15 protein-coding genes are annotated in these 22,502 nt (G+C 45.0%); 9 read left to right on the top strand and 6 right to left on the bottom strand.

The window, feature by feature from the left end:
- Nucleotides 1-105: 105 nt before the first annotated feature.
- The 4 genes from FEM55_RS07640 to FEM55_RS07625 all read left to right on the top strand — a co-directional run bounded on the left by FEM55_RS07640 (nt 106) and on the right by FEM55_RS07625 (nt 4,600).
- A complete protein-coding gene (locus FEM55_RS07640) occupies nt 106-873 on the top strand; it encodes a hypothetical protein (protein ID WP_138280752.1) in 768 nt (255 codons plus the stop codon).
- A gap of 58 nt (nt 874-931) precedes the next feature.
- Nucleotides 932-1,810 carry a lipoyl synthase gene (lipA, locus tag FEM55_RS07635; RefSeq protein ID WP_138280751.1) on the top strand — a complete coding sequence of 293 codons (879 nt, stop codon included), beginning with the start codon at nt 932-934 and terminating at the stop codon, nt 1,808-1,810.
- Between the two features lie 222 nt (nt 1,811-2,032).
- Complete coding sequence (gene metK / locus FEM55_RS07630; RefSeq protein WP_138280750.1) at nt 2,033-3,313, top strand: methionine adenosyltransferase; 1,281 nt, start codon at nt 2,033-2,035, stop codon at nt 3,311-3,313.
- A 198-nt stretch (nt 3,314-3,511) separates the two neighbouring features.
- A complete protein-coding gene (locus FEM55_RS07625; RefSeq protein ID WP_138280749.1) occupies nt 3,512-4,600 on the top strand; it encodes a fatty acid desaturase family protein in 1,089 nt (362 codons plus the stop codon).
- On the opposite strand, the gene FEM55_RS07620 is transcribed toward FEM55_RS07625, so the two are convergent.
- Both FEM55_RS07620 and FEM55_RS07615 read right to left on the bottom strand, forming a co-directional pair.
- Nucleotides 4,597-7,704, bottom strand: a complete 3,108-nt coding sequence (locus FEM55_RS07620) for an efflux RND transporter permease subunit (RefSeq protein WP_138280748.1) — start codon at nt 7,702-7,704, stop codon at nt 4,597-4,599. The two genes, FEM55_RS07625 and FEM55_RS07620, sit on opposite strands and share 4 nt — an antisense overlap.
- Nucleotides 7,705-7,758: 54 nt before the next feature.
- Nucleotides 7,759-8,832 (bottom strand): efflux RND transporter periplasmic adaptor subunit, encoded by a 1,074-nt coding sequence (locus FEM55_RS07615; protein WP_138280747.1) that lies wholly within the window; start codon nt 8,830-8,832, stop codon nt 7,759-7,761.
- 332 nt (nt 8,833-9,164) lie between these two features.
- On the opposite strand from FEM55_RS07615, the gene FEM55_RS07610 reads away from it, so the two are divergent.
- The gene (locus FEM55_RS07610) at nt 9,165-10,196 is read left to right on the top strand and encodes an RNA ligase family protein (RefSeq protein ID WP_138280746.1); all 1,032 of its coding nucleotides are present in this window, start codon (nt 9,165-9,167) and stop codon (nt 10,194-10,196) included.
- Nucleotides 10,197-10,220: 24 nt separating this feature from the next.
- Here the strand turns inward: FEM55_RS07610 and FEM55_RS07605 are convergent, their stop codons facing one another.
- Genes FEM55_RS07605 through FEM55_RS07595 form a run of 3 tightly spaced genes read right to left on the bottom strand, consistent with a single transcriptional unit; the run spans nt 10,221 to nt 16,510 of the window.
- The gene (locus FEM55_RS07605; protein WP_138280745.1) at nt 10,221-11,450 is read right to left on the bottom strand and encodes a DegT/DnrJ/EryC1/StrS family aminotransferase; all 1,230 of its coding nucleotides are present in this window, start codon (nt 11,448-11,450) and stop codon (nt 10,221-10,223) included.
- A 15-nt stretch (nt 11,451-11,465) separates the two neighbouring features.
- On the bottom strand, nt 11,466-13,142 hold the full coding sequence (locus FEM55_RS07600) for a SusD/RagB family nutrient-binding outer membrane lipoprotein (RefSeq protein WP_229209143.1): 1,677 nt from the start codon (nt 13,140-13,142) through the stop codon (nt 11,466-11,468).
- Nucleotides 13,142-16,510 (bottom strand): SusC/RagA family TonB-linked outer membrane protein, encoded by a 3,369-nt coding sequence (locus tag FEM55_RS07595; protein WP_138280744.1) that lies wholly within the window; start codon nt 16,508-16,510, stop codon nt 13,142-13,144. The genes FEM55_RS07600 and FEM55_RS07595 overlap by 1 nt, the downstream gene beginning before the upstream one ends.
- A gap of 371 nt (nt 16,511-16,881) precedes the next feature.
- On the opposite strand from FEM55_RS07595, the gene FEM55_RS07590 reads away from it, so the two are divergent.
- The 4 genes from FEM55_RS07590 to FEM55_RS07575 all read left to right on the top strand — a co-directional run bounded on the left by FEM55_RS07590 (nt 16,882) and on the right by FEM55_RS07575 (nt 20,649).
- Nucleotides 16,882-18,306, top strand: coding sequence for a BamA/TamA family outer membrane protein (locus FEM55_RS07590; protein WP_138280743.1), 1,425 nt, complete (start codon nt 16,882-16,884; stop codon nt 18,304-18,306).
- Between the two features lie 94 nt (nt 18,307-18,400).
- Nucleotides 18,401-19,015, top strand: coding sequence for a hypothetical protein (locus tag FEM55_RS07585; RefSeq protein ID WP_229209142.1), 615 nt, complete (start codon nt 18,401-18,403; stop codon nt 19,013-19,015).
- A 5-nt stretch (nt 19,016-19,020) separates the two neighbouring features.
- The gene (locus FEM55_RS07580; RefSeq protein WP_138280742.1) at nt 19,021-19,728 is read left to right on the top strand and encodes a peptidylprolyl isomerase; all 708 of its coding nucleotides are present in this window, start codon (nt 19,021-19,023) and stop codon (nt 19,726-19,728) included.
- Nucleotides 19,729-19,740: 12 nt separating this feature from the next.
- Complete coding sequence (locus tag FEM55_RS07575) at nt 19,741-20,649, top strand: SDR family oxidoreductase (protein WP_138280741.1); 909 nt, start codon at nt 19,741-19,743, stop codon at nt 20,647-20,649.
- An 11-nt stretch (nt 20,650-20,660) separates the two neighbouring features.
- Here the strand turns inward: FEM55_RS07575 and glgP are convergent, their stop codons facing one another.
- A complete protein-coding gene (glgP, locus tag FEM55_RS07570; protein WP_138280740.1) occupies nt 20,661-22,307 on the bottom strand; it encodes an alpha-glucan family phosphorylase in 1,647 nt (548 codons plus the stop codon).
- Between the last annotated feature and the right edge of the window lie 195 nt (nt 22,308-22,502).

Raw genomic sequence — 22,502 nt, 5'->3', positions numbered from 1 at the left:
CAAAAAACCGTTAAAGTACTGTAAACATACAGTGGGCTTAGCTATTTATTTTGTACATTCACTGTTCATACAACACATACAAAGCAACCAAGAATTTCTGATAATATGATGCGTGTAAAATTTCTACTTTCAACACTTATTCTGTTTACGTTATCGACAGATATATATGCCCAGCGCCGGGCAAAGGCCGAAGACAATGAAGAGAGCTATAAATCCTTTACATCCGCAGGTGTTACGACCAACACCAATTCCGGCATACTTGGCGGAGTTGTTTTCCGGCAGTCATCAGCGCTTTCTTCCAAGTTGTTCGGCAAAAACCAGTACCGCTATCTTGCGGTGGAACTTGTAAATGTAAAGCACCCGAAAGAGCTTGCACAACAGGATTTTACAACCGGCGCCCGGCTTGTAATCGGAAAAAGAAATTACCTTTTTGCGCTCAGACCGGAATATGGAAGGGAACTTACGCTTTTCAACAGACATGAGGATGAAGGGATTTCCATCAGTGCGATTTTGGCAGCCGGACCTACACTTGGCCTTGAAAAACCTTATATGATTCAGTATCAGTCTGCTGACGGTATTGTTACGGAACCTTTCGATCCGCAAAAACACATGACAAGTACTTCCACTACGGGTATTGTTGGTGCCGGAAGCTTTTTTCAGGGCTTCGGTCAGACCAAAATTGTTCCCGGCGTGCATGTAAAAACGGCCATGAGCTTTGAACTGAGCGCTTTCCGGGATAATGTTACCGGTGTGGAAATCGGTTTCATCGCGGAAGCTTTTTCAAGAAAAGTTAATATCATGGCTTTTGCCGAAAACAGAAGCTTTTATACATCCGGATATTTAACTTTGTATTTCGGAAGTAAAAAACGATAATATAATTTCCAATTGACGAACGGCACAATCTGCGCGGTTTATCATATTTTACACAGTTATGATTGAATTACCGGTAATTCCCTCGGAAAGAAAAAAAAGACCCGATTGGCTGAGAGTTAAACTTCCTGCCGGACCTGAGTTCCGCAAAGTCAGACAACTGGTTGATAATTACAAGTTGCATACCATTTGTGAAAGCGGAAGCTGCCCGAACATGGGCGAGTGCTGGGGAGCCGGAACAGCGACTTTTATGATCCTGGGAAATGTATGTACGAGAAGCTGCAGCTTTTGTGCAGTGGCAACAGGCCGCCCCAATGAATATGACGCAGACGAACCCCGCCGTGTAGCCGAAGCGATCAAGCTGATGCAGGTCAAACATGCCGTACTTACTTCGGTAAACCGGGATGAACTCAAAGACAGAGGCGCTGAAATCTGGTATCAGACTGTAAGACTGGTCAAAGAAAACACACCGGAAACCACGATTGAAACCCTGATACCGGATGTGAAAAACAACTGGGATGCACTGGTCCGCATGATTGAAGCCGGGCAGGAAGTTGTGTCTCACAACATGGAAACGGTTGAACGTTTATACCGTGCGGTACGTCCGCAGGCCAAATACGCCAGAAGCCTTGAACAGATAAAAAGAACCAAGGAATTCGGCAAACGTACAAAATCGGGTATTATGCTCGGACTTGGCGAAACGCGTGATGAGGTTTACAAAGCCATGGACGACCTTGCTGCCAACGGACTTGATATTCTTACTCTGGGGCAGTATCTGCAACCTACGAAAATGCACCATGAAGTAATTGAATGGGTTACTCCTGAAATGTTTGAAGATTACAAAGAAGAAGGTCTGAAAAGAGGTCTCAAATATGTTGAATCCGGACCGCTTGTCCGTTCAAGTTATCATGCAGAACGCCATGTAAATGTGCCGATCTGAGCAAAAGAATTTATATGCTAAAATAGAAAACCTTGCTTAAAGCTGTTAAGCAGGGTTTTTTATTTTGTCAGAACTTATTTCTTGAATATCTCCGTTGTACTCGACGTGGTTTTTCCAGCCTTTTTATTTGGTTAATGACTCAAAAAAATTCAATTTTGTTTTTTAATCCATGCACTAACAGCATAGTTCCATTCGGAATGAACAATTAACATTTTCAACTTTATGCCATATTTATTCACCTCGGAGTCCGTGTCTGAAGGACATCCCGACAAGGTAGCCGATCAAATATCAGATGCTTTAATCGACAATTTCTTAGCCTGGGATACCAACAGCAAAGTAGCCTGCGAAACCTTGGTAACCACGGGACAAGTTGTTCTGGCTGGCGAAGTTAAGACCAACACTTATCTGGATGTTCAGAAAATAACGCGTGAAGTAATCAGGAAAATCGGTTACACGAAGAGCGAATACATGTTCGAAGCCAATTCCTGCGGTATTTTATCAGCCATTCATGATCAGAGCGCGGATATAAACCAGGGAGTGGATAGAGCAGTGGCTTCCGAAAGCTTTGAAGAAAAAGCAAATGCACAGGGAGCTGGCGACCAGGGAATGATGTTTGGCTATGCTACCCGCGAAACTGACAATTACATGCCGCTTGCGCTGGACCTTGCACACAAGATTCTTCAGGAAATGTCGTTCATCCGGAATAACGAGTCGTTTTTGATTCCTTACCTGCGTCCGGATGCAAAGTCACAGGTTACAATTGAGTACAGCGACGAAAACGTTCCTTTGCGCATTGATACGATTGTGGTTTCCACGCAGCATGACGATTTTGATTCAGAAGAAACCATGCTGGCGAAAATCAAGGAAGATGTAATCAATATTGTGATTCCGCGCGTAAAAGCAAAGCTTAAACCTGAATTGCAGCATCTGTTTACTGACGATATTACTTTTCATATCAACCCGACGGGCAAGTTCGTAATCGGCGGGCCGCACGGAGATACGGGACTTACAGGCCGCAAGATTATTGTGGACACTTATGGTGGCAAAGGCGCTCATGGCGGCGGCGCTTTCTCGGGCAAAGATCCTTCCAAAGTGGACCGCTCGGCAGCATATGCCACGCGCCACATTGCCAAAAATATGGTGGCTTCCGGCCTTTGTGAAGAAGTGCTTGTACAGGTTTCATACGCGATTGGTGTAGCCGAGCCTTGCGGACTGTATGTGAATACGTACGGAACATCCAAAGTTGCTGATCACGATGGTGAAATTGCCGCCAAAATCAGCGAAATTTTTGACCTTCGCCCTTATGCTATCGAACAGCGCCTGAAACTGCGCAATCCGATTTACTCGGAAACGGCTGCATACGGACATATGGGCAGAAAAAACGAAATTGTGAAAAAATCATTTAAAGGTGCAAACGGAGAAGAAAAAGAAGTTGAGGTAGAATTATTTACCTGGGAAAAGCTTGACTTCGTGGATGCCATCAAGGAAAAGTTTGCAATATAAATGATCCAGATTATGTAAAAGTCAAAGGCCGGCAAATTGCCGGCCTTTGACTTTTACATACTAAAACCGCTCTTCCGCTCAACAAAAAGCTCTTTTTAATGAATATTCAAATACATTCCTTCCATTCTCTAATAATCACTTCGTATTCCCGTTGCTGAAGTACGCATGTATACACACTTATATCACTAAACTCCTTTTATGAAATATCAAAAAATCAAGTTTGTCAATGTGGAAAAAAGCACTTTTTTTCCAACGCTCAGACAACGTGTAGACCAGTATTTTGCTTCCAATGAACTTTGCAAATCGGGAGGAAGAAAGATTTTGTACAAGGCTTTTTTCATGCTCGGCCTTTATCTCATTCCTTATCTGCTGATCCTTTCAGGTTATTTTTCCGGTTTGGGCATGATTGTACTGGCTATTGTAATGGGCTTTGGAGTTGCCGGCGTTGGCATGTCGGTGATGCATGATGCCATTCACGGGTCGCTGGCAACTTCCAATATACTCAATCGTTTTTTCGGAGCATCCATTTATCTGCTTGGCGGCAATGCCTACAACTGGGAAGTGCAACACAACCGGCTGCATCATACGTATACCAACATTCATGAAGTGGATGAAGACATAACGGGCAAATTTCTGCTAAGACTTTCTTTTCAGGAAAAGCAAAAGTACATTCACCGCTTTCAGCATATTTATGCATTCTTTCTGTATAGTCTCATGACCATTTCCTTTTTATGGAAAGATTTCAAGGAAATTTCTTTTTTCAATAAAATGTCGGCCTCAGGAATGACCAAACCGTTTCCACGAAAAGAACTGGTCAAACTGATTTTTTCAAAGCTGGCTTATGTTGCTTTTATCTGCGTCATTCCGCTTTGTTTTACAACACTGACTTTCGGAGAATGGCTGGCAGGTTTTTTCATCATGCACTGCACTGCAGGAATGATCCTGAGCACTGTTTTTCAGATGGCGCACGTTGTGGAAGGCGTCAATCAGCCTGCTCCCGACCATAGCGGAAGCATCGAGAATGCATGGGCTGTTCATCAGTTGCAGACTACATCCAATTTCGCCGGAAAAAACCGGATTTTGTCCTGGTATATCGGAGGGCTTGATTATCAGATCGAACACCATTTGTTTCCGTCCATTTCGCACATTCATTATCATGCCCTGTCACCGATCGTCAGGCAAACGGCGATTGAATTCGGACTGGATTACAATGCAAAGCGTAATTTCACCAATGCACTCGGTTCGCATGTAAGAATGCTGAAAAGCATGGGCAAAAAGCATGTTTAAGCGGGGTCCATAAGTTCGCTTTCATTGGCAATTTGTTCGATCATTTTCATCTTTTCAAAATCTTTCGGTCTTGAAAAGAAAGTATAAATAGCAGGAATAACGTAAAGCGTAAGTACCAATGAAAACAGCAGCCCGCCCATAATCACGATTCCCATTGACATGCGGCTCCTGCCGGCAGAACCAAGCGCCATGGCAATCGGCAGAGCGCCGAGAATGGTTGCCAGACTGGTCATCAGAATGGGCCTGAAACGCAACGTTGCCGCTTCGAGTACAGCCTGATGTTTATCCAATCCTTTTTCACGAAGCTGATTGGCAAACTCGACGATCAGGATTCCGTTTTTAGTAACTAGCCCGATCAGCATGATCATTCCGATCTGACTGAAAATATTCAGTGTCTGATCAAAAAACCAAAGTGAAAAAACAGCGCCGCCAATTGCCAGCGGAACGGTGAACATAATGATAAAAGGGTCTACAAAACTTTCGAATTGTGCCGCCAGAATGAAGTAAATCAGCACGAGCGCTAAAAAGAACGAAAACATGGTGTTGGAAGAACTTTCGGCATAATCCCTTGAAGATCCGCTTAATGACGTTTGTATGGCTTCATCTTTCAGCTTATCACGGATGCGGTCCATGGCTGCAATGCCGTCACCGATTGTTTTTCCCGGCGCAAGCGCTGCCTGCACCGTTGCACTCATGTAACGGTTGTAATGAAAAAGCTGCGGCGGACTGCTTTCTTCTTCTGCACGGACAATATTATCCAGCTGTACAAGACTTCCCGATCCGGTTTTTACAAACATGCTTTTCAGATCCAGCGGCTCATCCCGGTTTACACGGTCGTATTGCCCGATCACTTGGTATTGTCTTCCGTTCATGGTAAAATACCCGAACCGCTGGCCTGCAAACGCAAACTGCATCGTCTGGGCAACATCCTGAACCGAAACGCCGAGCGACTTGGCTTTTTCACGGTCAATAACGATCTGCAGTTCCGGCTTGCTGAATTTCAGGTTCACATCTGTAATTGCAAAAGTAGGATCGTTGGACGCTTCTTCCATGAATTTCGGCAGGTACTCGCGCAATCTTTCAAAATCGGGAGCCTGAATGACGTACTGGATCGGCAATCCGCCTCTGGAATCTACCGAAATGGTTTGCTGCTGAACAACAAAGGATTTTGCATCTGGCATCTGTTTCAGTTTCTGGTTAATGTAATCGGCAATTTCCTGCTGCGATTCTTTCCTCAGCTTTTTATCAACAAGTGCAATCCGGCCACTTCCGGTATTGGCAGCACCCAGTCCTGAATTTCCGGGCGAAGTAATCAGCATCAGACCTTTTTTACCCGGCATGGAATCCATCAGCATCTGGCTAACATTTTGCACATAACGGTCTGTAAATTCAAAAGAAGAACCTTCCGGTGCCGTCATGTTGATGCGGAACCAGTTCCGGTCGTCCAGCGGTGCAAGTTCAGACTGCAGGTCTTTTCCAAAAAACCAGATCATGCCCAGTGTCAACGCAACCAACGGAATAGCAACCCAGCGCATTTTCAGGAATTGAGCCAGTGCATTGCCGTAATTGTCAGTAATGCGTTCAAAGAAAGGTTCCGTTTTCTCGTAAAACCAACTTTTTTTATGTGTCTTTCTGACCAGATAAGCATTCAGCATGGGCGTCAGTGTCAGCGAGACAAAGGCAGAGATCAGAACCGCAGCTGAAATGACAATACCAAATTCTCGGAAAAGCTTCCCGACAAAGCCTTCCATAAAAATTACAGGAAGAAAAACCGAAGCCAGAGTAATGGATGTGGACAATACAGCAAAAATGATTTCGTTCGCACCTTTAATAGCCGCCTCAATCGGCCCCATCCCCTGCTCTATTTTCTTGAAAATATTTTCGGTAACTACGATTCCATCATCTACAACCAATCCCGTCGCCAGCACAATGGCCAGAAGCGTCAATACATTCACCGAAAAACCCATGATGTACATCACGAAAAAAGTACCGATCAGCGACACGGGAATGTCGATCAGCGGACGGAAGGCAATCAGCCAGTCACGGAAAAAGAGGTAAATGATAATGACAACCAGAATAATGGCAATCAGCAGCGTTTCACCCACTTCTTCAATGGATATTTCTACAAAAATGGTATTGTCGATCAACGTATCCAGCTGATAATCTTTCGGCAGTTCCTTTTTGATATCGGCCATGCGCTTGTTCACTTCTTCGGCAATGTTCAGGTAATTGGCACCCGGCATCGGTGAAATGGCGAGTCCGATCATAGGTACATTATCGAGCCGCAGAATGGTTTCTTCGTTTTCCGGCCCGAGCTGTGCATTGCCAATATCTTTTAAATGGACAGTCTGCGTGGCCGAACTTTTAATGATCATTTCATTGAAATCCGCTTCAGTACGAAACCTTCCGATGGTTTTTACGGTCAGTTCAGTATTGTCTCCGGCCAGCTTTCCGCTCGGCAGTTCCACATTTTCCTTATCCAGCGCCAGTTTGACATCTTGCGTTGTAATCCCCAGCGAAGCCATTTTCACAGGGTCCATCCAGATGCGCATCGCATATTTTTTCTGACCGAAAATCCTTATTTCACTTACGCCTTCTATCGTCTGAAGACGCTGCGCAATCACATTTTCTGCATAATCACTTACTTCCAGATGCGACCTTGTGTCACTTTTAAAAGTAAGAACAATGATCGGTTCCGAGTTGGCATCGGCTTTGCTGACAACTGGCGGGCCGTCTATGTCCAGCGGCAATGTTCTGGAAGCGGAACCCACTTTATCACGTACATCATTGGCAGCGCGTTCCATATCCACGCCGATATCGAATTCAACGGTAATCTGGCTTGTACCCTGGCTGCTCGTCGAATTGATGGATTTGATTCCTTCAATGCTGTTCAACTGCTTTTCGAGCGGTTCTGTTATCTGCGATTCGATAATGTCCGCATTGGCACCGGTATAACTTGTCCGGATGGAAACCACCGGCGGATCAATGGAAGGAAATTCCCTCATACCAAGAAACTTATACCCCAAAAACCCAAAAAGGATAATCAGCAGGTTCATGACAATGGCAAGAACCGGGCGTTTGATGGAAAGTGTTGAAATACTCATAGTAAAGAGTTAGAACCTGCGTACATGTCTTTGCAGGCAAATATGCTTTCGATATTAATTTACCTTGACTGCGGTATTCGGCTTGATGGCAATGATGCCCGAAGTAATCAGGGAATCGCCCGGATTTAGCCCTTCGATTACCTGAATCCTTTTATCCGTACGTAAGCCCGTCGTCACCAGCGCTTCCTGTGCCTTTCCATTCTTGACAACAAATACTTTTTTTCCTTTCAAAACCGGAACAATGGCTTCGGTCGGAATCATCATGGCCGACCGGTTGGCTTCCAGGTCCGCCAGTACTTTCACAAACATGCCGGGCACAAACCTTCCGCCCGGATTTTTGGCTACGGCCCTTACTCTCAGCGTGCGCATGTTTTCGTCTACTTTCGGGTCAATGGCAATGATGCTTGCGTTATAGGTTGCCGGATCGCCGTCCAGACTGAATTTTACAACATTTCCAACCTTTATATTAGGCGTATATTTTTCAGGAACGGTAAAATCTATTTTCACCGGATTACTCTGAACGATAGTCACAATGGAAGTTCCCGGCGCGAGATACGCGCCTTCGCTGATGTATTTAAGCCCGATCCTTCCGCTGAAAGGCGCACGGATTTCAGTCTTTTCCAGCTGTGCCTCAATTACTTCCTGTTCAGCTTTCAGTAAACGGATGTTATTGGAAGTAACATCGTATTCTTCCAGATTTATCGCTTCTACGTTCAAAAGCTTTTTCTGACGTTCCTCTATTTTCTTGCTGAGTTCCTGATTGTAAGCGACTTTCTGCAATTGCGCTTGAAGCTCCCGGTCATTGATCTTGGCAATAAGCTGTCCTTTACTGACCAGAGATCCTTCCTGAATGTCCAGTTTTACGAGCCTGCCGGAAATTTCAGACATCAGATTTACTTCTTCATTCGGAAGCACTGTCCCGGAAGCAAATATCTGGTTTTCAATAGATTCCCGACCTACAACAAACACATTCACAGGAACGCCACTGCCTGTACCGGAGTTGAGGCTTTTGCCATTTGCACCCTTTTTATCATCGGAGATTTTATTCTTTTCGGGTTTGGAAAAAACAAAAAGCTTTCCCAAAACGAGCACAATAATGATCCCTGCCACCAGTATTATTGTACGCATAAATTAACTAAAATAGATTTCGTTCAACTGATTGTCAAGTAAGTACATTTCTGTAAAACTACTTTTTAAAGATACTTCATATTGCATAAAGTGCCAACGGGTTACTTTTATACTTTCATTTGTCGTATTATCTTCCTTTTGCAGCAGTTTCTTTTTCCCTTCTGATAAAGCACCTCTTCCGGTTATTCATTGATCACAACTCTTCAAGGAAGTAAAATATAACTTTGTACAAACAGGAAAATGTCAACCCATAACAACAACTGACAATTAATGACAATCCGTAACTTCATTTTTCCAAAGCTATTTACCGCAAACAAGTTTAACTTTTCAGGATGGGAAATTTTTCGGAGTATGAAAAAATACTTGTAAACTTTAAAAACCTGCTGCAAAGCACGGATACATTCAGCTATTTGAACAAGCTGGAGTGGGTTGTTACAGAAAAAGTACATGGCGCCAATTTCAGCTTTATATATAGTGACCGGAAACTTCAGTTTGCCAAAAGAAAAGAAATGCTTGGCTGGAAGGATGACTTTTTTGGTTTTCAGCTGGTCGCAGGCAAAATTGAAAATCAAATAACCGATTTGTTTGAAGAATTAAGCGAAGCGTTTCCGGCTGAAAAGTACGTGGTTTACGGAGAATTGTTCGGAGGCATTTACCCGCATCCCGACGTTCCCGCCCGTGTAAATGTGCATGCAATCCAAACCGGCATTTACTATTCTCCGGATATTGATTTCTATGCATTCGACATTGCACTGGAACCGGGAAATAAACAGAGGAAATATTATCTGGATTATAAAACAGCAGAAGCCTACTTCAGAAAGTATAATCTCGTACACGCAAAGAGCTTACTGACCGGAAAGCTGGATGATGCATTAAATTTCAACAAACAGATTAACTCCACTGTACCTGCTCAGTTAAAACTGCCGGCCATTGATAATAACCTGATTGAAGGGATTGTCATAAAGCCGTTGGGTTTCACACCAAAATCTGAACTGGATTTCAGACCAATGTTAAAATTAAAAAATCCGGAATTTGAAGAAAACAAGAAATTTCATCAGGCAAAAAAATGGTTTTTTGTTCCTGACGTACTTTTGAAATCGGAAGAACTCGGCTTTCTGCTGGATGGCATAAAGAACTATATTACCGAAAACAGACTGAGCAGTGTTATATCTAAAATTGGCTCTCTTGCTTTTCACAATCCAGTGCGTCTCAATTCCATTAAAGAGGAATTCCTGAAAGATGTCATTACGGATTTCAACAATGACAATAATAATATTTTAAACGAATTAAATGCTCAGCAAAGCGAATGGCTGCAAGGCAGGATTTTAAAGGAGATAGAGAGATTGATTGGAAATCATAAATAATCCTTTTTGAAATAAAACTTCGCCTCAACAAACCAATCTTTGTATCTTCAGAATAGCCTGCGCAAATGCCTCCATATCCTGCTTGTCGCCTAACATGGCGTGCTGTAAAATCCAGACGGCATCCGTAGTACAGGCTTGCTCAGCAGCGGGGCAGTAAACCTGACTGTAATCTGCAGTCTCCGGAATGGCGTAGCACATGAAGTTTTTGTTCCGGAAAAGCGGCTGTTTGTACAAAGGATGCGGATATCCTTTAAAACACGGAACGCCTTCCGCAGCCAGCATTTCGGCAAACTGATCTTTCGGAAGATTCCCGAACCGGGAAGCATCGTATTTGAAGATGTAAATATGATAACTATGCAATGTAATTTCAGCACCTCTTTTTAAAGGCGAAATGCCATCCACTTCATCAAGCAGAGTAGTCAGATAAAGTCCGTTTTCATTTCTTTTACGCGTTTGTTCATCCAGCCGTTTCAGCTGCTGTGAAAGCAAAACGGCCTGCATTTGCGTAATCCGGTAATTGCAGCCCGGATTGTAATGATCATACCATTGCCCGCCTGCCATGCGCCCGACATTTCGCAGCGAATGCATCATGGCAAATAATTCATCATTATCTGTAATGACCATCCCGCCTTCTCCGGACGTAAGATTTTTGGAAGACTGAAAACTGAAACTGCCTGCATCGCCGATTGTTCCCAGTTTTTTACCTTTGTACTCGGCTCCGTGTGCATGCGCGGCATCTTCGATTACTTTCAAGTTGTGACGGTGCGCAATATTCATAATTGCATCCATATCGCAGGCCAAACCTCCGAAATGCACAGCAATAATTGCCTTGGTACGCGGTGTAATGGCTGCTTCAATCGCAGCCGGGCTTATGTTGTATGTCTCAGGATCAATATCTGCGAATACGGGCACACAGTTGCATTCGATTACGGACGTAGCCGTTGTAATAAAAGTATAAGGCGGAACAATGACTTCATCGCCCGCCTTTACACCACACGCCATCAGTGCAAGTCGTAGTGAAACGGAGCCATTTACGCAGGTTACTGCATAGTTACTCCCGCAAAATGCAGCAAATTCATTTTCAAATTTCAGTACTTCATCGCCGCAGTCCGGATTTCCCCATTTTCCGCTTTCGACAACAGCAGCTACGGCATTTACTTCCGCATTGCTGAAAACCGGCCATTGAAAATGCTTGTTCACCGTTTTCGGACCGCCGTTTATCGCCAGTTCCTTACTCGAATATGCTGACTGCACGTTGTTGAAACCTTTTTATTTTAGTAACCACATCTTGGAAAACTGATCATCCACAGCAGGCGTAAGCGATGAAACGCCTACGTCGTAAGCCGATTTGTTCTGACCCAGTTCATTGCCCGGATAGCGGTACCGTTCCGGAAAAGGAAAACCGCTCAGCCGTCCGTTACTGAAAATGTTCGGAAGACGGGTTCTGCGCAGATCAAGGTATGCTTCGGCGGAAACCATGAAAAGACCAATCCATTTCTGATCCGCAATTTTCGCAAGCTGTCCGGCTTTATCTGCAGGAAGTGCAATGGACGGCTGTGCAAGATATTTGGCCACGGCATCTGCGCTTACACCCCAGCGAAGCAGGGAATTGGTGATTCCTTTCCGGTAATAAGCATCTGCACCTCCTGAAACAAGGCCTTTTGCGGCAGCCTCGGCCAGTATAAACTGCACTTCATCACTGTTCATGACCATGGCTTTTAACAACGGATGTTTATCTTCCCGGAACAGTTTAGAGAATTTGGAAACCTTGAAATTACCTACAGTTCCGCCGGCAGCTATATCGTAATGACCATTTCCGTTTTTCCAGTCGCTGAGCATTCCGGCTATAAAACCGACATAAACCTTGTTGGAATCGATCAGAATGTCTTTTGTGGCATAGGCTGCAATGTCCTTGTTTTTACGATTGATGTATTCCCACGTTGAGGTATAAGTATAACCGTTGGGATCTGTTGTTGTAAAACTTACGCCATTTTTTGCAGGATCGCTTGTCCAGGGTTTTTCGACCGGTGCAAACCAGATCTGCATGCGCGGATCATTCAGCTCCGTCAGCTTGTCGATCAACGTTTTGGTTGGTCTTCTGGTGTCAAAATTATCGATCGTTCCCCAGTTTAAAGGACCGCCTGTCCACGAATTGCCATTTTCCCCGCCGACTGTCCCGATATACGATATGGACGCATTTTCCGCAGCTTCGGAAAGTACGGGTGTGCTGGCAGTTGCCGCGATCATGGCAGCAGCATCCGGCAACTTGGCCGAGGCACGCATCAGCAGTCTTAATTTTAATGAGTTCGAGAATTTCTGCCATTTTGTTTTATCCCCGGCAAACATCAGATCATAACTGTCGGATATGGTTTCGGTTCCTGCCGCCATTAATGCATTTGCTTCATCCAGTTCTTTCAGCAATCCGGTATAAATGTCCGTTTGTCTGTCATATTTCGGATAAAGAATGCCTTCGCGTGCTTTAAGCGCCTCGGAGTAATATACGTCTCCGTAAAAGTCCGTCATATAGGAAAAAAGCAGCACGCGGAAAATCTTGAAAATGCCCTGATGCGTTTTGGAATCCCTTGTTTCAGCCAGCCCGATGCCGCCATCGATGAGTTTGAGAATATCCATGGCCGTGTACATATCGTTCACGGGCGATTTGAAACCCGAATAAAAGTTGTCGCCGCTCTGGTAATTGCTTTCCATATGCTGCACCGCGCCGGGAAGCATCCGGCTGTCAAAACCCATTTTCTGATAAAAAAGCGCTGTTTTCTTGATTATGGAAGCCAGCAGATACGGATCGTTTACGGATTCTACGGCATCCTTTTGTTGTAAAGAATCGTAGGTCCTCAGTTCATCGTCACTGCACGAAACAAGTCCGGCAATGGCCATTATGGAAAATATCTTAATGATCGGTTTCATATTTTTCAGAAGGAAAGTGGTCATCAAAAATCAAGAGAAAGTTTAAAGCCATACGAACGGATGCTTGGCAAAGTAGCTCTCAGTACGCCCTGATTGGCACCAACGCCGGTGAATGCAGATTCCGGATCTTCATGACGGCCGGATTTGTTCCACTGGAAAAGGTTTCTGCCGACGAGTGCAAGCGTTACGTTATTCAGCTTGTACGTTCTTGCAAGGCCTGCCGGAAGCGTGTATGCAAGGGAAATTTCCCGCATTTTGAAATTGGTAGCGTCGTAAGTTCTTGTAGAGGTAAAGTTCCAGATAATGTCGCCGTAACCGTTATAAGGGAAATCGTAAAAGGTATTGTTCGGATCGGCGCCGTTTACAATGTAATCCGAATCCTGCGCATCTTCCGGATTGCCTTCATAAGCCGGGTTCAGGAACACGCCTTTGACATAACTTGCATCCTGAAAATCAGAACGTTTTCCGTCATTGTTGCTGTTGATCGCTTCATACTGGCTTGCTCCTACTGCCGGCCAGATCATTCCGCCGTGTTCCGCATCGCGGCCGCCCCGCCAGAGCGGATTGTTGTCGCCCGAGCCCAATGTCGTCACAGCCCTTCCGTTGGATTCCAGATATTGCTGGTTAACAGAAACGTACTTCCCGCCCTTCCGCAAGCTTCCGACCATATTCAATGTAAACTGTCTGTAACGCAATGTTGTATTCAGTCCCAGGATAAAATCCGGATTGAAGTTCCCAAGCTGGCCGCGGTCTCTTTCATCGGCAGATTTCTGGATTTTGCCTTCTTCACCGTCCAGCAGCGGCATCCCTGCATATTTTCCTTTCTTCACCCTCAAAATAGGATTTTCTTCATAAATATTCCCGATGGTTTCGCCTTCTGCAATTTTCACTTTTGTTTTTCCGTCATAACTGGCAAATACATAGCCGTTCGGCGCAAAGCTGTCTGATAAACGGGTGATTGTTGCCTTGTAATGTGTAAAGCTTCCGGAAACGTCCCACGAAAAATCTCTTGTCTTGACCGGTGAAAAAGCAAGTCCCCATTCGTAGCCTTTGCTTTGCACATCGCCGATGTTGGTAAGCAATCCCGAATAGCCTGTTCCCTGCACAAGCGGAATGTTGTCGATCTGATTTTTCTGTTCTTTTATAAAATAGGTAAAATCAAATTTGATACGGTTTTGCAGCAACCAAAGGTCAATTCCGGCTTCCTGTGTAATGGAATGCTGCGCTTTCAGGTTCGGGTCCACAATGGTGGCATTCAGGCTTACGGTATTGATCGGGCCCCACGGATTGGCGTCATAGCTGTATGTGTCAATGGATCTTCTTCTTGTCAGGCCGTTTCCTACGTCGGCAAGCCCCAGCCGGAATTTGACCAGATTAAATGTTTCCGGAAACTTGAACGTTTCGGACGCCAGCCAGCTCAGCGATGCCGAAGGATAAAAATAATGGATCTTCTCTTCATCCAGAATACCCTTCCAGTCGTTACGCCCCGTTACATCCAGAAAAAGTTTTTCGTCCCAGCCAACAGTAGCCGTTCCGTATGCACTTATTGATTTTGTCGTACGAAATGGTGTTCCGCCAACGGTCATGGTTCCCGACCTGATGTTTGCAAGGGTAAAAAGTGCAGGCGAATTCAGGTCATTTCCATTGATTTCCATATCATTATTATTGGTATAACGGTAATTTCCACCGCCGGCAACAGTCAGCGACATTCTTCCGAAGTTTCTGCTGTATGTAAGGATCGCATCCGAGTTGGCTTCTATGCTGCTGTTGTTTCCGGAAACATACTGGCCGTAAGGATCGCCCTTTTCACCCCACGATTTTCTCAGTTCGTAGTTTTCCTTTACATTTTCCATTCCGGTCCGGAGCAGCAGGGAAAGATGATCGCTGAACTGCCAGTTCAGCTGTATTTTCCCGAAATAATTGTCGCGGCTGAAACGGTGTATTTTCTCGTACGTTGTCCACCAAGGATTGTTTTCAGAAACATCCACACCGTTATCTTTCATGATCGCTCCGTTTTGCCGGGAACCTTCAAATCCGTCGAGCCAGTAACTTTTCATATCGTCCAGCGGCTGCAGATTGCTCGGCATGTTGAACAGCAGGCTGTTCAGTACGCTGTTGGAACCGGTTGTATTGGCTTTATTCGGGTTATAAGTATTGATATAACTTGCATTCACCGACACGGTAATCCGGTTTGTAATGTTATACTGCGAATTGAAATTGACTGATTTCTGCTGTGTTTTGGTATTCGGCATCACACCTTTGTTGGTCATGTTGGACAGCGACAACCGGAAAGATCCTTTGTCGTAGTTGCCCGTCACGCCGATATTATTGGTAATGGTGCTCCCGGTCTGAAGATAGGCTTTCACACGGTTTTCATTGGAAGAAAGCATCGGTCCGTTTTTCCAGCTTTTGGATTTGATGTCCCAGTAATCCGACACAAATTTCCCGTCCAGTTTCGGGCCCCACGTATCGGTATTGTCGTACTGCCATTCATATGCTCTTTCGCCCTGCCCGAATTCCATCTGGCTTTCTATAAACTGATACGGCTTTTCCACGGTTGCCATTGTTGAAAAGGAAACGCCCAATCCTTTTTTGGCTCCTTTGCCCGATTTTGTCGTGATCATCACAACGCCGTTGCCGCCTTCGGCTCCGTACAAAGCGCCGGCACTGCCGCCTTTCAGGATCGTGATGGAAGCAATGTCATTCGGGTTCAGCTGCGAAAGGATGTTTCCGAAATCAACGCCGTCTTTTTGTGTGAATGACTGTGTCCCCACAGGAATTCCGTCGATGACATACAGCGGCTGTCCTTTTACGGCCACGTTCGCGCCGCCGTCGCCGGTTGTAGGAATAGCCGTCGTCCCGCGGATATTTACAAGAACGGATGAAGTCGGATCACTGCTCAGACTGGTCAGATTGACACCGCTTACTTTTCCATCCAGTGATTTCATCAGATTTGGATTTCCGGCCCGTACAAGTTCTTCGCCTTTTACCGCCCCGACGGAATAAGCGAGTGACCTTGTTTCCCTGTTTATGCCCAATGCCGTTACCACCACTTCTTTCAGGTTTTCGGCACTGGGTGCAATGGAAACATCAATGATACTTTTGCCGCCCACCGGTACTTCTTCCTGCACATAGCCCACAAATGAAAATACCAGCACCGCATCGGAGCCGTTTACTTCGAGCGCATAATCGCCCGAGGCACTGGAAGTTGTTCCTGTCTGTGTACCTTTTACGAGCACATTGACGCCCGGCATTGCTGAACCGTCTTCTTTCGATGTCACTTTCCCTTTGACAAGGACTTGCGCCCAGGCAAATGAATTCAGCGCGGCGGCAACCAGCACAGCCGCCAGCGTTCGCACCGCAAAAAGTTTTAATGTAGAGTTGAAATTCATATTACAACTGGGTAACGGTTTTGAAACATATATTTACAAGTCAATTTTCGGAGGTAATTACCGTATGGTTTATTTCCTTTTACTTAACGGTTCAGAAGTTACATGACAGCGCATCAAAAACTTTCACTCAGCTTCGGTCCGGCATTCTGCCTTTTTGCACGCTGGATATTTCTTTTAAAACAACGGCGTTTCATAAGTACATCATTTATTGAAGGATACTGATCCGTCAGTGTAAAAGACTATTGCCGGAAGCTGATTTTCGAAAGTTAACATAAGGATAATATTCCGACATTTCGACCTATAAACGTACTTTTGAAAATATTTTCCTTTATACTTGAAATTACATTCCACACTGAATTCGGCCATGAAGCATGAGGTTTGCCCAGCATTATAAATCAATAGCGCTTCTGCTGCTCTTTGCATACTTTCCGGATTTCATTTACGCGCAACTTGTTACGCCTGACAGCAGCGGGATTGTCGTGATCGGCGATATCCGGATCGAAGGAAATGCAAGAACGCGTGCCGGCATTATCCTCAGGGAAATGGCCGTAAAAAGCGGAGATACGCTGCAATCCGCACTGCTTAGGGAAAGCCTGGAAATTGACCGCCGTAAAATCATCAATACCAATTTGTTTGTGACCGTGGAAATGCTTTCAGCCCGTAACGCGGATTCTATCCGGACCGATGTACGTGTGGTCGTAAAAGAACGCTGGTATTTCATTGTACTCCCTGTTTTCCAGCTTGCTGACCGCAATTTCAACGAATGGTGGTATGACCGAAAACGGGATTTGTCCCGGACGATTTACGGTGTTTACCTGAGTTACGGAAATGTCTCCGGGCGTGCGGACAAACTTCGTTTTATTGCCGAATTCGGGTTTATTCCAAAATTTGAAGTGGCGTATACGCTTCCGTATCTTGACAAAGCGCAGAAAACCGGGATTACGGTCGGGACTTCCTATTCGGTAAACAAAACGACGGCTTTCAGAACATGGCGCGACAAACTGGATTACCTGAGCAGCGAAGACATTAACCGCAGGCGGTTTTATATGTATGTAAGCCTCACGCGCCGGAACAAATATTACACTTTTCATTCTGTTGATCTGCGTTACAGTCACAGCCGGATTTCGGATACAATTGCCGTTCTCAACCCCAATTATCTGCTGAATGGCCGCAGAAACCAGCGCTATTTTCAGCTAACCTATACATTCAGTTATGACCGGCGCGATAATGTGCAGTATGCCTTATCCGGGCAAACGCTTGGCCTGCAGGTTTCCAAAACAGGACTCCTTAAGTCAGACGATGTAAACATGCTTTATTTATACGGATCTTACCGGAAGTACGTTCCGCTGGGCAAAAACTGGTATTTTAACTCGGGCGTCCGGGCTCGAGTTTCTTTTCCTGAACGGCAGCCTTACCTGCAGACCATCGGGCTGGGTTACAGAAATGATCTGGTCCGCGGTTATGAACTGTATGTTGTGGACGGGCAAAATTACGCCTTGTTAAAGAACGAATTGAAATACAGGCTTTTTTCGGTCCAGAAACATTTTCCTTTTATCCCTGTAAAGCAGTTTAATACGATTCCGCTTGCGGCTTATATCAATACGTTTGCGGATGCCGGTTATGTAAAAAATTTCTATCCGGAACTGAGCAATACGAAACTGGGCAACTCCATGCTTTATGGCGCGGGAGCCGGTCTGGACGTGGTTACATTTTACAATATTCTGGCCCGATTCAATCTGACATACAATGCAAAAGGCGAACGCCGCTTCTTTTTCAACTTTTCGCGCGAGTTCTGATTTTTTTACCGGCCATGGAATTATAGCTAAATTGCGCTGTAAATGTTAAGTTCGCATCCAAAGGCACAACTATTTTATTGTAATCCATAACTGAATGAAAATAATTTTTACACGCATGAAATATTCCGGAAATTACTTTGCTGTTCTTCTGACGGCAATTGTTTTAAATGGCTGTGATACGAAAACCAACCAAAAAACAGAAGCTGCTTCAGACTCGGTTGTGGTGACACAACCGCCTGCAGACGCAGAGCTGAACAGCGACCAATTCACTTTGCTGGAAGCAATCCTGGGCTCTTCCGATGAAGAAGCAGGAACGGTAAGAGGCATTGCGTTCGGCGATCCGGTCAGCAAAGTCAAATCAGAAGAAAAATTCGAACTGTTTGAAGAAACGGCGGATCACCTTGGCTACACTTCCGAAACAGCCAAGCTGGAAACCATTGATGTACAATACTTTTTTTCATCAGACAAGAAAATAAACAGAATCACAATAGACGTTTACCTCAACAGTCCGGCGGCTACAAAAGAGCTTTGGAATGCCGGTAAAAGTCATTTCAATGAAGTTTACGGAGCCCCGAAGGAAGAGGCGAAAAAAATAACATGGAATAAGAATTCAGTGAGAACAAATATGGAAGACGTGTCCGAAGGAAAAGATTACGGACTGAAATTCCAGTTTGTTCCGACAAACAAAAATGTGCTTGCAGTAAAATAACGTTTATGAAAATCAGAAAATCAATTCTTTTGGCATTTGTATGCCTTTATTCACTGAGTGTTTCGGCTCAGAAAAAATCAAAAAAAGACGAAGTCGTAACCATTGAAACGGATCTGGGCAGTATGAAACTCATCCTTTTTGATGAAACGCCGAAACATAAAGCCAACTTTTTGAAGCTCAGCAATGAAAAATTTTATGACGGCCTGCTTTTTCACCGCGTGATCGATGCGTTCATGATTCAGGGCGGCGACCCGGATTCAAGAAATGCAAAGCCGGATGAAATGCTTGGAAAAGGCGATAACGGCTATAAAATCCCTGCGGAATTCAGCCCGAAACTGTTTCACCAGAAAGGCGCGCTTGCCGCAGCGCGGGACAATAATCCGGCAAAAGAATCGAGCGGATGCCAGTTTTACATTGTACAGGGCCGGAAATGGAGCAAAAACGATCTGGACAAACAGGCCGCCCGCGCAGCCCGCAAACTGACCGACGAGCAAAGAAAAGTTTATGAAACAATTGGCGGCACTCCGCATCTGGACGGAGCATATACGGTGTTCGGACAAGTTATTGACGGCATGGAAGTCGTGGATAAGATTGGTGCGGTCTCCAAAGACGAAAGAGACCGTCCTGAGAAGAACATTGCCATGAAAGTTTCGGTCAAGAAAATGAAGAAAAAGAAAATCACGCGCAAGTACGGCTGGAATTACGAAGCTTAATACCATTCAGGATTGGAAAAGAAACGCATTCTTGTAACCGGCTCAAACGGTCTTCTGGGTCAGAAGCTGATTGAATTGCTGGTTTCTGAAAATACCTGTGAAACCATCGCTACTGCGAAAGGCGGAAACCGGCTGAATTTCAGCAAAGGCTACGAATTCCTTGAAATGGATGTTACGGATCCCGTTCAGGTTGATCAGGTTATGGGTGCTGCAAGGCCGGATGTCGTTATTCATACGGCTGCCATGACCAACGTAGATCAATGCGAGTCGGAAAAAGATGCATGCTGGAAACTGAACGTCACGGCTGTCGAAATCGTGGTCGCAGCATGCAGGAAATACGATGTATTTCTGGAACATGTTTCTACGGATTTTATTTTTGACGGAACTGCCGGACCTTACAAAGAAGAAGATTTGCCGAATCCGGTCAGTTTTTACGGATGGAGCAAATATGCAGCGGAAAAAGTGGTTATTCATTCCGGAATAAACTGGGCCATTGCCAGAACGGTGCTTGTATACGGCATTGCGCATGATATGAGCCGGAGCAATATCATTCTCTGGGTAAAAAAATCGCTGGAAGAAGGAAAAGCCATAAAAGTCGTAACGGATCAGTTCCGAACTCCGACGCTGGCAGAAGATCTTGCAAAAGGCTGCTTTCTGATTGCAGGCCGGAAAGAACAAGGCATTTTCAATATTTCAGGAAGTGATTTCATGACGCCGTATGAAATGGCCATGATGACAGCCGATTATTTTTCACTTGACAAATCGCTGATTTCCCCGACCGACGCTTCCACTTTTACGCAGCCGGCCAGACGGCCGCCGCGCACCGGTTTTGACCTGACAAAATCCCGGAACGTACTGGGTTATGAACCGCATACATTCCGGGAAGGCATCGCATTGCTTGCAAAACAGATCGGCCTTTAAATTCAGCAAGCTTAATAAAGCTTTTCGTAATATTCCCGCGCCATACGGTCCGAATTGAAATCCGCATTGACGTCATTCATACTGTTCAGAACCATTTGCCGCCATTTCTGCTGATCGGCGTAATAAGTCGGGATGACGGTTGTTTCCAGTTTATCCAGCAGATTGTCGCAATCCTGCTTGTTGATATCGTCGCCTTTTGCAACCGGGAGAATAAAAGCGTTTTCCCCGTCTTTGGCAAATTCACAGATCCAGCCGTCATAAGTAGACAAATTCAGCGAGGCGTTCATAGCCGCAGTCATTCCGCTTGTTCCGGAAGCTTCCCTTGTCACTACCGGCGTGTTGAGCCAAATATCCGATCCGTCTTTCAGCAACTTGGAAAGTGCCAGTTCATAGCCCGTCAGTACGGCCATATTCGGGAACAAATGACTGAGGTAAAACAGATGATTGAATGTATCCACAGCGCCCTGATCTTTGGGATAAGGCTTTCCCGCCCAGATTACTTGAACCGGCTGCTCTTTGTCCGCCATCATTTTTTCAAACCTGTTGCCGTCCCAAACGAACATATCCGGTCTTTTATAAGCTGCAAACCGGCGTGCCCAAACGATTGTAAGCACATTCGGGTCAAAAATCTTTCCGCACTGATCGGCAACCGTTTTGAACAAAAGCTTTTTCAGTTCTTTTTTCCGGGCTGCAATTTTATCCGTATCGCCGATGATTCTTGCCTGCTCAAAATCTTTGTCAATCCAATACGTATTGTTTTGTGCGTTGGTAATATGATCGATTTCAGCTATTCCGGGATAAACTTTCCACATATTTCTGGAAACTTCTCCATGCAGTTTTGAAACGCCGTTGGCTTTTCGGCTCAGGCTGAGTGCAGCAAGCGAATGATTGAAGATGTTGTCCTTTGTACCGCTGATTTTCCGTACCGTTTCCAGATCCAGACCTGAAAAGAATCCGAGGTTGTTCAGGAAATCAATATCATGCTTTTCATTACCGGCTTCTTCCGGCGTATGCGTTGTGAATACGATCCGTTTTTTAAGCTCGTCAACACTTTTGTATTTATTATATAAATGAAAGATGGCGGAAACGGCGTGCGCTTCATTAAAATGATAAACCTGCGGTTCATACTGCAGTTCTTCCAGCAGCCTTGCGCCGCCGATGCCGAGCACCATGCATTGCGCTACTTTATACGTAACGTCAGCGTCATACAAGGAGTAACTGATGGCGCGCGTGGTTTCATCGTTCCCGTCGGTATCCGTTGTTAGCAGGAAAACCGGTGCCGACTGAAATACGTCGGGCGGAAGGTAATAAGCCGCAACCCAAACCTCTTTTCCAAGAATCGGAATCTGGAAACGGATTTTGGTATCTACCAGATAGGCATACATTTTTTCACGAAATGCAGGCTGCATGCTTCCATCCTGCTTTCTGTCCTGATCGTAATAGCCGTGTTTCCACAGCATGCCGACGCCGACCAGGTTTTGTTTGAGCGCGTAAACGCTTCGCATGTGCGAACCGGCCAGAAAACCCAGTCCGCCGGAGTAAATCTTCAAGGCCTGATCAATGGCAAATTCCATTGAAAAATAAACAACTGATTTTTTGTATTGCTCATCCGGATCAAATGGATGCTGGTATGGAAGAGAAAAAGTTTGCTGTGACATTAAACAGGGAATTTTGAAAATAAAACAAGTTCGTTAAAGCGAAAGACCAATGTGATTTGTTAGCTGTATTCAATTGACTTTTAGAACAGTTATAAAACCATGCCATTGACGTATATATAAACGTTCTGTACATAAATACATCAAAAACGCCTGCCCGACTTGCGTCCGACAGGCGTCATCAATCCATGGCATAAT

It is taken from the genome of Dyadobacter sediminis (genome assembly GCF_005860765.1).
In the GTDB taxonomy this organism is placed as follows: Bacteria; Bacteroidota; Bacteroidia; order Cytophagales; family Spirosomataceae; genus Dyadobacter; species Dyadobacter sediminis.
The sequence above is the reverse complement of the archived record's forward strand: the minus strand, read 5'-3'. Positions and strand labels throughout refer to the sequence as shown.

Coding starts and splice junctions, on each gene's coding strand:
- FEM55_RS07640 (WP_138280752.1), top strand. CDS start 106: ATGATGCGTGTAAAATTTCTACTTTCAACACTTATTCTGTTTACGTTA.
- lipA (WP_138280751.1), top strand. CDS start 932: ATGATTGAATTACCGGTAATTCCCTCGGAAAGAAAAAAAAGACCCGAT.
- metK (WP_138280750.1), top strand. CDS start 2,033: ATGCCATATTTATTCACCTCGGAGTCCGTGTCTGAAGGACATCCCGAC.
- FEM55_RS07625 (WP_138280749.1), top strand. CDS start 3,512: ATGAAATATCAAAAAATCAAGTTTGTCAATGTGGAAAAAAGCACTTTT.
- FEM55_RS07620 (WP_138280748.1), bottom strand. CDS start 7,704: ATGAGTATTTCAACACTTTCCATCAAACGCCCGGTTCTTGCCATTGTC.
- FEM55_RS07615 (WP_138280747.1), bottom strand. CDS start 8,832: ATGCGTACAATAATACTGGTGGCAGGGATCATTATTGTGCTCGTTTTG.
- FEM55_RS07610 (WP_138280746.1), top strand. CDS start 9,165: ATGGGAAATTTTTCGGAGTATGAAAAAATACTTGTAAACTTTAAAAAC.
- FEM55_RS07600 (WP_229209143.1), bottom strand. CDS start 13,142: ATGACCACTTTCCTTCTGAAAAATATGAAACCGATCATTAAGATATTT.
- FEM55_RS07595 (WP_138280744.1), bottom strand. CDS start 16,510: ATGAATTTCAACTCTACATTAAAACTTTTTGCGGTGCGAACGCTGGCG.
- FEM55_RS07590 (WP_138280743.1), top strand. CDS start 16,882: ATGAGGTTTGCCCAGCATTATAAATCAATAGCGCTTCTGCTGCTCTTT.
- FEM55_RS07585 (WP_229209142.1), top strand. CDS start 18,401: ATGAAAATAATTTTTACACGCATGAAATATTCCGGAAATTACTTTGCT.
- FEM55_RS07580 (WP_138280742.1), top strand. CDS start 19,021: ATGAAAATCAGAAAATCAATTCTTTTGGCATTTGTATGCCTTTATTCA.
- glgP (WP_138280740.1), bottom strand. CDS start 22,307: ATGTCACAGCAAACTTTTTCTCTTCCATACCAGCATCCATTTGATCCG.